This window comes from Bradyrhizobium sp. 1, from assembly GCF_023073315.1.
GTDB lineage: Bacteria > Pseudomonadota > Alphaproteobacteria > Rhizobiales > Xanthobacteraceae > Bradyrhizobium.
In genome coordinates, this window is sequence record NZ_JADPJH010000026.1 from 187254 (window position 1) to 199691 (window position 12438).

The 12438-nt window shown below is 63.1% G+C and carries 12 protein-coding genes; 7 read left to right on the forward strand and 5 right to left on the reverse strand.

Going from position 1 to position 12438, the window contains the following annotated elements; translation table 11 throughout:
• Positions 1 to 41 precede the first annotated feature (41 nt).
• Positions 42 to 1196, forward strand: coding sequence for a PHB depolymerase family esterase (locus IVB29_RS21415; protein WP_247505370.1), 1155 nt, complete (start codon positions 42 to 44; stop codon positions 1194 to 1196).
• 74 nt (positions 1197 to 1270) lie between these two features.
• On the opposite strand, the gene IVB29_RS21420 is transcribed toward IVB29_RS21415, so the two are convergent.
• On the reverse strand, positions 1271 to 1573 hold the full coding sequence (locus IVB29_RS21420; protein ID WP_247505371.1) for a hypothetical protein: 303 nt from the start codon (positions 1571 to 1573) through the stop codon (positions 1271 to 1273).
• 139 nt (positions 1574 to 1712) lie between these two features.
• Between IVB29_RS21420 and IVB29_RS21425 the strand changes: the two genes are divergently transcribed.
• Positions 1713 to 2081 (forward strand): helix-turn-helix domain-containing protein, encoded by a 369-nt coding sequence (locus IVB29_RS21425; protein WP_247505372.1) that lies wholly within the window; start codon positions 1713 to 1715, stop codon positions 2079 to 2081.
• A 2-nt stretch (positions 2082 to 2083) separates the two neighbouring features.
• Here IVB29_RS21425 and IVB29_RS21430 read toward each other — a convergent pair whose 3' ends face one another.
• Complete coding sequence (locus IVB29_RS21430; protein ID WP_247505373.1) at positions 2084 to 2752, reverse strand: MBL fold metallo-hydrolase; 669 nt, start codon at positions 2750 to 2752, stop codon at positions 2084 to 2086.
• Between the two features lie 167 nt (positions 2753 to 2919).
• On the opposite strand from IVB29_RS21430, the gene IVB29_RS21435 reads away from it, so the two are divergent.
• The gene (locus IVB29_RS21435; RefSeq protein ID WP_247505374.1) at positions 2920 to 4518 is read left to right on the forward strand and encodes an alpha-amylase family glycosyl hydrolase; all 1599 of its coding nucleotides are present in this window, start codon (positions 2920 to 2922) and stop codon (positions 4516 to 4518) included.
• 80 nt (positions 4519 to 4598) lie between these two features.
• Here the strand turns inward: IVB29_RS21435 and IVB29_RS21440 are convergent, their stop codons facing one another.
• Positions 4599 to 6296, reverse strand: a complete 1698-nt coding sequence (locus IVB29_RS21440; protein ID WP_247505375.1) for an alpha-amylase family protein — start codon at positions 6294 to 6296, stop codon at positions 4599 to 4601.
• A gap of 156 nt (positions 6297 to 6452) precedes the next feature.
• Here IVB29_RS21440 and IVB29_RS21445 point away from each other — a divergent pair, with 156 nt between their 5' ends.
• Positions 6453 to 6944: an MmcB family DNA repair protein gene (locus IVB29_RS21445; protein ID WP_247505376.1), complete on the forward strand. Its 492-nt coding sequence runs from the start codon at positions 6453 to 6455 to the stop codon at positions 6942 to 6944.
• A 154-nt stretch (positions 6945 to 7098) separates the two neighbouring features.
• Here the strand turns inward: IVB29_RS21445 and IVB29_RS21450 are convergent, their stop codons facing one another.
• Together IVB29_RS21450 and IVB29_RS21455 are read right to left on the reverse strand one after the other, a co-directional pair.
• Positions 7099 to 7653: an ActR/PrrA/RegA family redox response regulator transcription factor gene (locus IVB29_RS21450; RefSeq protein ID WP_247505377.1), complete on the reverse strand. Its 555-nt coding sequence runs from the start codon at positions 7651 to 7653 to the stop codon at positions 7099 to 7101.
• Positions 7654 to 7757: 104 nt separating this feature from the next.
• Positions 7758 to 9068 carry an ActS/PrrB/RegB family redox-sensitive histidine kinase gene (locus IVB29_RS21455; RefSeq protein ID WP_247505563.1) on the reverse strand — a complete coding sequence of 437 codons (1311 nt, stop codon included), beginning with the start codon at positions 9066 to 9068 and terminating at the stop codon, positions 7758 to 7760.
• Between the two features lie 106 nt (positions 9069 to 9174).
• Here IVB29_RS21455 and IVB29_RS21460 point away from each other — a divergent pair, with 106 nt between their 5' ends.
• From IVB29_RS21460 to phaZ, 3 genes are all read left to right on the forward strand, one after another.
• Positions 9175 to 9978, forward strand: coding sequence for an ABC transporter ATP-binding protein (locus IVB29_RS21460; RefSeq protein WP_247505378.1), 804 nt, complete (start codon positions 9175 to 9177; stop codon positions 9976 to 9978).
• On the forward strand, positions 9975 to 10793 hold the full coding sequence (locus IVB29_RS21465) for an ABC transporter permease (RefSeq protein ID WP_247505379.1): 819 nt from the start codon (positions 9975 to 9977) through the stop codon (positions 10791 to 10793). The genes IVB29_RS21460 and IVB29_RS21465 overlap by 4 nt, the downstream gene beginning before the upstream one ends.
• Positions 10794 to 10914: 121 nt before the next feature.
• Entirely contained in the window at positions 10915 to 12243 is a 1329-nt protein-coding gene (gene phaZ / locus IVB29_RS21470) for a polyhydroxyalkanoate depolymerase (RefSeq protein WP_247505380.1), read from the forward strand.
• Positions 12244 to 12438: the final 195 nt, after the last annotated feature.

Sequence of the window (12438 nt, forward strand, 5' to 3'; positions counted from 1 at the left end):
TTGGTTGGGTGAACGTTGAACGTCGCCTGCCAGGAGTTGCCGTGTCGCTCGCCAGAAATCTCGATCTCTTGAGACATCTGCCCAAGGTGGATGGTTTGCGCCTGACCGAGTTCGGTCGCAGCGCCGATGCGTCCAGTCCGTTGGAAGAGGTCACGGCCTTTGGTGACAATCCCGGGGCGTTGCGCATGTTCGCATTCGTGCCGGAGCAATTTCAGAAGTCGCGCGCGCTCGTCGTCGTGCTGCACGGCTGCGGCCAGACCGCCGCGGCTTACGATCTCGGTGCGGGCTGGTCGACGCTGGCGCAGCATTATGGTTTCGCGCTAGCGATGCCCGAGCAGCAGCGCATCAACAACGGCAACACCTGCTTCAACTGGTTCAATCCGGAAGACACCGCACGCGACAGCGGCGAGGCGCGTTCGATCCGCGAGATGATCACGCATATGGCGGAGACGCACCGCATCGATCCCAGGCGCATCTACATCACGGGGCTTTCCGCCGGCGGCGGCATGACCTCGGTGATGCTCGCGACCTATCCGGAAGTTTTTGCGGCCGGTGCGATCATCGCCGGGCTTCCTTACGGCATCGCGTCGAATTTGCGCGAGGCGCTCGACGGCATGTTTCATTCGCCGCAGCGGCCTGAGCGCGAGCTCGGCGATTTCGTGCGGCGGGCGTCGAACCATCGTGGGCCCTGGCCGAAGATATCGGTGTGGCACGGCAGCGCCGACCGCACGGTCAATCCCGGCAATGCCAACGAGATCGTCAAGCAGTGGCTCGATCTGCACGATTTGCCGCTCGTGCCGATGGCGGAAACCAATGTCAACGGCTATCCGCGCCAGGCCTGGTGGAACAAGGACGGCGAGACGCTGGTCGAGTCCTATGCCATCACCGACATGGCCCACGGCACGCCGCTTGGGCTGGCCGACAACGACCAGCGCTATGGCGTCGAAGGCGCGTTCCTGATCGAGGCCGGAATTTCGTCGTCGTACCACATCGCAAAGTTCTTTGGCCTCACCGGATGGATTGCGGACGCGAAGCAGGCGGAGGCAAAGCCGGCACGTTCGCCCGCGCCGCATCTGGCACGCTCGATCCGCGCGGCGGTCGCGGAGCCGGCCGAGCCGAAGCCCGAGGAACGCCGCGGCCTCGATCTCGGCCAGATCATCACCCGCGCGCTGACCGCCGCGGGGCTGATGAAGTAACGCCAATCTCACCGTCGTCCCGGACAAGCGCGCCCTAAGCGCGCGCCGATCCGGGACGACAGCGGAGTTTGCGGTTACGTCGTCGCGTCGATCATTTCGATCGGCGTCACAGTCACCTCGCCACCCGCCACCTTCCGCGTCATCTCCTGATAGGCCTTGAAGAAGTCGCGCGATTGCAGCGTCTTTTGCGCGGCATCGTCCGTGACGCTGGCGAGATGGAAATAGTGGCCGTCGTCGCGGTTCTTGAGGACACGATAGCCGATCCGCCCTTTCAGCTCCGGATCGCCGTCGATCGCCTTGATGAAGCGGCCGATCTCCCGGTGCCATGCGTCCGTCGTGCCGTTCCTGAATTCGTATCGGATCATGAAGTGCTTCATGTGACGCTCCCTGTTCGTCATGTGCACCATCATCTGCGCGCTATGTACCGTCCTGCAAGTATGGACAAAATTGATAGTATGGACTTTTTCGGCATCGCTCCTATCCTTGTGCAAGCCCGCTGCACATGGAGGAGACGACATGGCAAAAGCTTCCCCTGCGCGCACCTGTCCGGTCGCGGCGTTCCAGAAGATGATCAGCGGCAAGTACAAGCTCCGCATCGTCTGGGACCTCAAGGACGGCCCGCGCCGTTATGGCGAGATCAGGAGCGGCCTGCTGCGCGGCACGGAAGGCAGCGCCGAGATCACCCCGCGCGTGCTCAGCCGTGAATTGAAGGCGCTGACGGAGAGCGGCCTGATCGACCGCAAGGATTTCGGCGAGGTGCCGCCGAAGGTCGAGTATCGCCTGACGCGGAAAGGAAAGAGCTTTGTGCCCGTGGTCGCGGCGATCCGGGAGTGGGGCGATCGTAACCTGAGTGTATCAGCGGCGCTCGTGGACGCCGCCGAATAACCCTACATCTCGCCGGTGATGAACGGATTGGCCATCCGCTCCTGGCCGATGCTCGAACCGGTGCCATGGCCGCAGATGAAGCCGACGTCGTCGCCGAGCGGCAGCAGCTTTGTCATGATCGAGTTGATCAGCGTGGCGTGATTGCCGCCGGGCAGATCGGTGCGCCCGACCGAGCCCGCGAACAAGACGTCGCCGACATGGGCAAAACGCAGATCCTTGTTGAAGAACACCACGCTGCCGGGCGAGTGGCCGGGGCAGTGGAAAACCTCGAACGTCAAGTCGCCGATCGACACGGTATCGCCTTCGTCGAGCCAGCGGTCCGGCTCGAAATTGCGCACCTCCGTCATGCCGAAGCGCGCGCCGCTCTCGACCACGTTGTCGAGCAGGAACTTGTCCGCGATATGCGGGCCCTCGATCGGCACCTTCAGCGCATCGCGCAATTCAGCTGCGCCGCCGACATGGTCGATATGGCCGTGGGTCAGCCAGATCTTCTCCACGGTGACGCCGGTCTGCTTGATCGCCTCGAGGATTTTCGGCACATCGCCGCCGGGATCGATCACCACGGCCTTCTTGGAAGGCTCGTCCCAGATGATGGTGCAGTTCTGCTCGAACAGCGTCACCGGGACGATGATCGCGCCGGCTTTGGATTGGGTGTCATTTTGCTCGGTCATGCCGCCACAATGCCGATTTTTGGCCTATGGCCAAGCAAAAGATTCGCGCCGAGGGAACCGCGACGCAAGGCGTCACACGACCGTCCCAATTGACTTGCTGTTTTGAACCGGAACGTTGCTTCCGCGTTCTCTTGCGCGAGGCGCAGTTTCAGGATGGTATCTCCGATATGGTTCAGGGCAGCGAGACTTGGTGGCGCGACGGCATCTTCTATCAGATCTATCCGCGCTCGTTTCAGGACTCGGACGGCAATGGTGTCGGCGATCTCGCCGGCATCCTCCGGCGCCTTCCTTATGTGAAATCGCTCGGCGTCGACGCGATCTGGCTGTCGCCGATCTTCCCCTCGCCGATGGCCGATTTCGGCTACGACATTTCCGACTACATCGGCATCGATCCGTTGTTCGGCACGATGGCCGATTTCGATGCGCTGCTCGCCGCCGTGCACGATAACGGCCTCAAGTTGATCCTCGACCTCGTGCCGAACCACACCTCCGACCAGCATGCCTGGTTCGTCGAGAGCCGTTCGTCGCGCGACAATCCCAAACGCGATTGGTACATCTGGCGCGACCCGAAGCCCGATGGCAGCGTGCCCAACAACTGGCTGTCCGAGTTCGGCGGCAGCGCCTGGGCTTTCGACGAGGCGACGGGGCAATATTACTATCACGCCTTCCTTGCGAAGCAGCCGGACCTCAACTGGCGCAACCCCGACGTCCGCGCCGCGATCTACGACGTGATGCGGTTCTGGCTGGAGAAGGGCGTCGACGGCTTTCGCGTCGACGTGATCTGGCACCTGATCAAGGACGCCGAATTCCGCGACAACCCGCCAAACCCGCATTATGTCGAGGGTCGGCCGCCGCACGAAAAGATCCTGACGCGATATTCCACCGACCAGCCGGAGGTGCATGAGGTCATTGCCGAGATGCGGCGCGTCACCGATGCCTATCGCGCCCGCGTGCTGATCGGCGAGATCTATCTGCCGCTGCACCGGCTGATGGCCTATTACGGCAACGATCTCACCGGCGCGCAGATGCCGTTCAACTTCGCGCTGCTCTCGACCTTCTGGAGCGCGCGTTCGATCGAGCACATCATCGAGGATTACGAGAAGGCGTTGCCGAAGGGCGCCTGGCCGAACTGGGTGCTCGGCAACCATGATCGCCCGCGCGTGGCGAGCCGCGTCGGGCCCGAGCAGGCCCGCGTCGCCGCCATGCTGCTGCTGACCTTGCGCGGCACCCCGACGCTCTATTACGGCGACGAGATTGGCATGCATCAGCTCGCTATCGCGCGGGAGGACGTGCGCGACCCCGTCGAGAAGAGCATGCCCGGCCTCGGTCTCGGGCGCGACGGCTGCCGCACGCCGATGCAATGGGACCCGTCCGCATTCGGCGGCTTCTCGGACGTCAAGCCATGGCTGCCGCTGCCGGAGGATCATATCCACGAGAACGTCGTCAATCTCGAAGCCGATACGCGCTCGATCCTCAATTTGTACAAGCGTCTGATTGCCTTGCGAAAGGCCCCTTCGCCGCTGGTTGCCGGCGACCATCATTCGATCGCCGCGCAAGGCGATCTCCTGATCTATCGCCGCGAGGCCGAGGGCAGGAGCGTGATCGTCGCGCTCAATCTCGGCGCCGAGCCGATCGCGGTGACGACCAGCGCGATCAAGTTTGGCAGCGAGATCTTGCTGTCGACGTTCCTGGATCGCGAGGGCGAGAAGCTCGAAGGCGTGCTGGATTTGCGCGGGAATGAGGGCGTGATCATCGCGCCGCCCTAGCTGTCGTCCCCGCAAGCGCAGAGCGAAGAGGTGGCCAGCGCTATCTTCCCGTCGTTGAAGCAGTGGAGCAAATTACGGCGTCACCCCGGATGTTTGTTACGCGCGCTAGCCCCGTTGATATCACTCCGCTTCAACAGATAATCCAGCCCGCCAACCCGATACCAGCGATACCCATACGGCTCCAGCACGACGCGATGCTGGCCGCGCTTGTCGGCGTGGCTGTGGTCTTCCGCGAGCAGATTGATCAGGTGCTCGCCGGCCTCTCCCGGCAGCCCCACCGAGAACGCGGTCTCGCGCGGCTTTTCGTCGAGATTGTGCACGAACAGCACCGAATTGTTGCGCCAGTCGTAGCGGATGATGAAGACCGCGGGGTCGCGCGTCGGAATGACCGTAAAATCGCCCCAGCCGATTTCAGGCACTTCCTTGCGCATGCGGACGATGCGCTCGGTCCAGTTCAGCATCGAGTTCGGGTCGCGCCGCTGCTTGGCGACGTTGACGTGCGGATAGCCGTACGGTCCCTCGTCGATGACTGGCAAGGCCGGCCTGTCGCTCGTGGTGAATCCGCCATTAGGCTCGGTCGACCATTGCATCGGCGTGCGTGCGCAGTTGCGTTCCGGGAGCGAAAGATCATCGCCCATTGCGATCTCGTCGCCATAGCGGATCACAGGCGTCCCCGGCAGCGTGCACATCAGGCTGTAGGCGAGCTCGAGCCGCCGCCGGTCGCCGCCCAGCATCGGCGCCAGGCGACGGCGAATGCCGCGGTCGTAGAGCTGCATGTCCTTGTCCGGACCGAAGCTTTTGAACACGGTGTCGCGCTGCGCCGGGGTCAATCGCCCGAGATCGAGCTCGTCGTGATTGCGCAGGAACAGGCCCCATTGTGCCGAGGCCGGCCGCGGCTTGGTCGCCTTTAACGCTTGCGCCAGCGGACGGGAATCGGACGAGGCCAGCGCGTAGAACAGGTGCTGGTTGACCTGGAAGTTGAACATCATGTGCATGCGGTCGGCATCGCGGCCGAAATATTCCATGTCGGTCTTTGGCAGCACGTTGGCCTCGGCGAGGATGATGGCATCGCCCTGCCGCCATTGCAGGAATTCACGAAATGCACGCAGCATGTCGTACTGCTCGGCCGGCTTCTTCACCTTGGCGCCTTTGGTCGCGATCACGAAAGGCACGGCATCCATCCGGAAGCCTGAGACGCCGAGCTGGATCCAGAATCCCATGATCTTAAGGATCTCCGCCTGCACATGCGGGTTCGACGTGTTGAGATCGGGCTGGAAATCGTAGAAGCGGTGGAAGTACCAGGCGCCGGCTTCCTTGTCGCGCGTCCATGTCGATTTCTGAACGCCGGGAAACACCATGCCCTTGTTGGCGTTGGCCGGCTTCTTGTCGGACCAGACATACCAGTCGCGATAGGGCGAATTCCTGTCGCTCCGCGCCGCCTTGAACCAGGGATGCTGGTCGGAGGTGTGGTTGACGACGAGGTCGATGATGACGCGAATGCCGCGCTGCTTGCAGCCATGGGTGAACTCGACGAAATCGCCGAGCGTGCCATAGCGGGAATCGACACTGTAATAATCGGCGACATCGTAGCCGTCATCGCGGCCCGGCGAAGTCTGGAACGGCATCAGCCAGATCGTGGTGATGCCGAGCCCGTGCAGATAGTCGAGCCGGCGCAGCAGGCCCTTGAAATCGCCGATGCCGTCGCCGTTGGCATCCATATAGGTGCCGACGGACAGGCAGTAGATGATGGCGTTCTTGTACCAGAGATCGTCGATCATGCGTGCGCAGCCTCGGTGGTTCCGCCGAGGTGCGGCGGCTGCGTGATAAGTGCGTGGGGAAGGGGAGGTTCCGCCTGTCCTCCCGGGCCGCGCCACTTGGCGCGAGCCCGCGCGCCCCGGAATGACGGGCGGGATGGAATCGGCTAATCTCCCGCGATGGACAGCTCCGCCCGCAACATCGCCCTCGTTCCACCGCCCGACCGTCGCCAGTCGGAAACAGCACTCGCAATCGCGCGCGGCACGGCGCGGCTGCTGCGCTCGCTCGGTTTCACCTGCATCAGCGAATTGCCGCTGCCCTCGGGCCGGCGCGCCGATCTCGTCGCGCTGAACGAGCGCGGCGAGATCTGGATCGTCGAAATCAAGTCATCGGTCGAGGATCTGCGCGCCGATCAGAAATGGCACGAATACCGCGCCCATTGCGACCGGCTGTTCTTCGCCTTCACCCAGGATTTGCCGTGCGAGATATTTCCTGATGACACCGGCCTGATCATTGCGGACGCCTATGGCGCGCACATGCAGTGCGAGGCGCCCGAGCACAAGCTCGCCGCCGCCACGCGCAAGCAGATGACGGTGCGGTTTGGAATGGCGGCGGGCTTGCGGATCAACCGCCTGGTCGATCCGCAAGGCCACGCTGAGCTTTGGGAATAGATGCTCTCGTGTCCCGGACGCGCTGCAGCGCTTGCGCTGCTGCGCAGAGCCGGGACCCAGAAGGCGACGATTCAAGCTGAAGCGTGGGCCCCGGCTCTGCAGCGCATCACTGCGTGCTGCGCAGCGTCCGGGGCACGAGAGCCGATAGCGGAGATTACCGCGGCGCGCGCTTCGCCAGAATGCGCTGCAACGTCCGCCGGTGCATGTTCAGCCGCCGCGCCGTTTCCGAGACGTTGCGGTTGCACATTTCGTAGATGCGCTGGATGTGTTCCCAGCGGACGCGGTCGGCGGACATCGGGTTGGCCGGCAGCTCGGATTTTTCCGCGCTGGTCGAGAGCAATGCTGCGACGACGTCGTCGGCATCCGCGGGCTTCGAGAGATAATCGATCGCACCCATCTTCACCGCGGTGACGGCGGTGGCGATGTTGCCATAGCCGGTCAGCACGATCGCGCGGGCATCCGGGCGCTTCTTCTTCAGCGCCGACACCACGTCGAGGCCGTTGCCGTCGCCGAGCCTGAGATCCACCACCGCGAATGCCGGCGCCGCTTTGCCGATCTGCGCCAGGCCGTCCGAGACGGAGTCGCAAGACGTCACCGCAAAGCCGCGTGTTTCCATGGCGCGCGACAAGCGCTCCAGGAACGGCTTGTCGTCCTCCACGATGAGAAGCGAGCGGTCGGTCTGTTCGTTCAGTTCGGCGATGGCGTTCAAGGTTTTTGTCCTCTGTCCTGCACATCTACATATGGCGCCGCAATCGGGCAGTGCCAAGGCCGCCAATAGTCGATCGGGCCCCTCGTGCGACGCAAGGTCGCGGTCTATCCTATTGTTTCTTCTGATGTCTCGATAGCCTCAAAACGCTCTCGCGGCCAATTGATCTGGACCACGGCGCCGTGGTCCGGAAAGGTCCGATTGGTAAACGAGACCTTGGCGCCGGTGCGTTCCAGCAAGGTGCGTGCGATGAACACGCCGAGCCCGAGGCCGCCGCCTTCATCCTGGGTACGCCGCCGCGACAGATAGGGCTCGCCGATCCGTTTAAGGATATCGGGTGGAATGCCTGGGCCGTCGTCGGAGATCACGAGCTCGATCGTATCCTTGTTCCACCAGGCGTTCACCTCGACAGTGGTCCGGGCGAAATCGACCGCGTTCTCGACGATGTTGCCGACGCCGTAGAGGATCGCGGGGTTGCGCGATCCGACCGGCTCGGCGACGGCGGCAACCGCGACCCGCACCTTGATATCGATGCCGAAATCGCGATGTGGCGCCACCACCTCCTCGATCAGCTCCGACAGCTTCATGCGGTCGAACGGCGCGCCGGTGGAGGAGAGCTGCGTGATCTTGCTCAGGATCTCGCGGCAGCGCTGGGTCTGCTCGCGCAGCGTCTTCAGGTCAGCGGCAAAGACCGGGTCCTTCACCGTCTTTTCCAGCTCGCGCGAGATCAAAAAGATCGTCGCGAGCGGCGTGCCGAGCTCGTGCGCGGCGGCGGCGGCGAGGCCGTCGAGCTGGGTCAGATGCTGCTCGCGCGTCAGCACCAGCTCGGTCGCGGCGAGTGCGTCCGCGAGCTTGCGCGCTTCCTCGGTCACCTGGAACGAATAGAGGCTGGTGACGCCGATCGCGAGCACGATCGAGAGCCAGACGCCGACGAGATAGATCGGCGGCAACACCAGCGGATCGTCGGAATCCCAAGGCAGCGGCAGATGGAAGAAGAACAGCACCGAGGCACAGGCCACGGCCAGCACGCCGAGGCCGAAGGTGAAGCGCGCCGGCAGCGCGGTGGCCGAGATCAGCACCGGCGCGAGGAACAGGAACGAGAACGGATTCTGCAGCCCGCCGGTGAAGAACAGCAGGCCGGCGAGCTCCACGATGTTCAGCGCCAGCAGGCCGGCGGCCTGCATCGGCTCCAGCCGCTGCAGCGGATTGGACACGGTTTGCAGCGCCAGATTGAGCGCGGCCGACAGCGCGATGATGCTGACGCAGGGAACGATCTCGACATTGAACTCCAGCCCCTGTGCCACGATGAAGATCGCGGCGAGCTGGCCGAGCACCGCGAGCCAGCGCAGCCGCAGGATGGTGTCCAGGCGGATATGCCGCTGCGCAGGGCGAAAGTCGGAAGCGGCAATTTCGGTCATATCGGCCAATGTGGCGGTGCCTCCTCGGTCACAAACGCAGGGCTCGCGGAACCACCCGGATTACAAGCCTTGCGCTCTCCGCTGCAATAGCAGAAGAACGGCCAGCATGACCGGGAATGACAAGGCTTCAAGTCGGCCGACTGTCGCGGGTAGCACTTCATCCGCGGCAATCGAGGTCGATCGCCTGGTCAAGGTCTACAAGCAGACCCGCGCCGTCGACGATATCTCCTTTTCGCTGCCGCGCGGCAGCATCACCGGGCTGCTGGGCGGCAACGGTGCCGGCAAGACCACGACCATCGCGATGATCATGGGTCTGGTGCTGCCGACCTCCGGCCGCGTGCAGGTGCTCGGTCACCGCATGCCAGAGGAAAGCGCCGCCGTGCTGGGGCGGATGAATTTCGAAAGCCCCTATGTCGACATGCCGATGCGGCTCACGGTGCGGCAAAACCTCACCATCTTCGGCAAGCTCTATGCGGTGAAGAACCTGTCGGGCCGCATTGCTGAGCTCGCAGAGGATCTCGATCTCACCGAATTCATCGACCGTGCCAACGGCAAGCTCTCCGCGGGACAGAAGACCCGCGTCGCGCTGGCGAAGGCCCTGATCAACCAGCCCGAGCTCTTGTTGCTCGACGAACCCACCGCCTCGCTCGATCCTGACACCGCCGACTGGGTGCGGGGCCATATGGAGCGCTATCGCAAGGCGAACAACGCCACCATCCTGCTCGCTTCGCACAACATGCTCGAGGTCGAGCGGCTTTGCGACCGCGTCATCATCATGAAGCGCGGCCGCGTCGAGGACGACGATACGCCTGAGGCCATCATGGCGCGCTACAACCGCACCACGCTGGAAGAGGTGTTTCTGGACGTTGCGCGCGGCCGGGTGAATGGCGAGAGGGAGGCGGCGAGATGACCGACATCTCCCTCCACCGCGGCATCTCCCTCCACCGCATCGGCGCGATGATCCTGCGTTACTGGTATTTGCTGATGTCGTCCTGGCCGCGGCTGCTCGAGCTGCTGTACTGGCCGGCGATGCAAATCATCACCTGGGGCTTCATCCAGCATTACATCGCCCTCAACGCCAATTTCTTCGCGCGCGCCGGCGGCACGCTGATCGGCGCCGTCATCCTCTGGGACATCCTGTTCCGCGGCCAGCTCGGCTTCTCCATCTCCTTCCTGGAAGAGATGTGGGCGCGCAACCTCGGCAACCTCATGATGAGCCCGCTCAAGCCGATCGAGTTTCTGCTGTCGCTGATGGTGATGAGCCTGATCCGGCTCGCGATCGGGGTCATTCCGATGACGCTGCTCGCGCTGATCTTCTTTCACTTCAACGTCTACAGCCTCGGCCTGCCGTTGATCGCCTTCTTCTGCAATCTGATCTTCACCAGCTGGTCGGTCGGCATCTTCGTCTCGGGCCTCGTGCTGCGAAACGGTCTTGGCGCCGAGAGCATCGTCTGGACACTGATGTTCGCGATCATGCCGCTCGCCTGCATCTACTATCCCGTCAGCGTATTGCCGGTCTGGCTGCAATACGTCGCGTGGGCGCTGCCGCCGACCTACGTGTTCGAAGGGATGCGCGCGCTGCTGATCGACAACACCTTCCGGATCGATCTGATGCTGGATGCGTTGGCCATCAATGCAGTGCTGCTGGTTGCTTCTTTTTGGGCATTCCTTGCCCTTTTGCGCAGCGCCAAGAACAGCGGCTCGCTGCTGTCGGGCGGCGAATAACGTCACTTTCTCGTGGATTCAGGCTAGTTTAACCGTCTTCGCTACGTAGATGTACGGAACCATGCATTGACGCAATATTACGCATTCGGCAGTATGCTGCGATGCGAAGAGGAATTTAGCGATGCCTATTGGTGAGTTTGGCGGCGCGCCGCCCCTGTCGGCCGAAGGCAGTCCGGTCCTGACGACGCCGATGTACTGGATGTACGAGATGGGGCAGGCCTCTCTCAATCCGGCGCGTGCGATCACCGACGCGACCAAGCTCCTGTTTCAGAATCCCCTCAATCCCTGGGCGCGCACCGAAATCGGCAAGTCTGTCGCCGCGGCCTGCGAATTGTTCGAGCGCACCACGCGCCGCTACGGCAAGCCGGAATGGGGTCTCAACGACACCGAGGTCAACGGCATCCGCGTCCCCGTCGAGGTCCGCCCGGTCTGGGAAAAGCCGTTCTGCCGGCTGCTCTACTTCGATCGCAAGTTCACCCGTCCGCTGCGCAGCCCGCAGCCGCGCGTGCTGATCGTCGCGCCGATGTCCGGCCATTATGCGACGCTGCTGCGCGGTACGGTCGAAGCTTTCCTTCCGGCGCATGAGGTCTACATCACCGACTGGGCCGACGCCCGCATGGTGCCCTTGAGCGATGGCCGCTTCGATCTCGACGACTACATCGACTACGTCATCGAGATGCTGCACGTCCTCGGCGGCAACACGCATGTGCTGGCGGTGTGCCAGCCCTCCGTGCCCGTCGTCGCCGCCGTCTCGATCATGGAAGCACGCCGCGATCCCTTCGTGCCGACCTCGATGACGCTGATGGGCGGTCCGATCGACACCCGCCGCAATCCGACCGCGGTGAACAACCTCGCCCAGGAGCGCGGCATCGACTGGTTCCGCAATCACGTCATCACCAAGGTGCCGTTTCCGCATCCGGGCTTGATGCGCGACGTCTATCCGGGATTCCTGCAGCTCAACGGCTTCATCAGCATGAATCTCGACCGTCACATGGACGCCCACAAGCAGCTGTTCGCCAATCTGGTGAAGGGCGACGGCGACCTCGTCGACAAGCATCGTGACTTCTATGACGAATATCTCGCGGTGATGGACCTCTCCGCCGAGTATTATCTCCAGACCGTCGACACCGTGTTCGTGAAGCACTCGCTGCCGAAGGGCGAGATGAGCCATCGTGGAACCCGCGTCGATCCTTCCAAGGTCACGCGCGTTGCGTTGATGACGGTGGAAGGCGAGAACGACGACATCTCAGGCCTCGGTCAGACCGAAGCAACACACACGCTGTGCAGCGCGATTCCCGATCATCGCCGTGTTCATTACGTGCAGAAGGGCGTCGGACATTACGGCGTGTTCAACGGATCGCGCTTCAAGTCGGAAATCGTGCCGCGGATTCATGATTTCATGGTCTCGGCTGCGAATCCGAGCTCGTTGCAGGCTCTCGCGGCCGAATAATCGCTTTTTTCGGCTTTCCCGCTGAAAACCGATGCCCTGTCGGAGGTTCCGACAGGGGTGGGTTCACTCCAGATTCGAGGTAATTAGGTAGCGATCTAGGAGTGAGTCGGTCCTCACCGCTTGGGGGTGCCGCATGCGTCCAGCGGGGGCGAAAAAAGCCGGTTCCAACCCCAGTCTGTAGGGTCTCCCGGACGC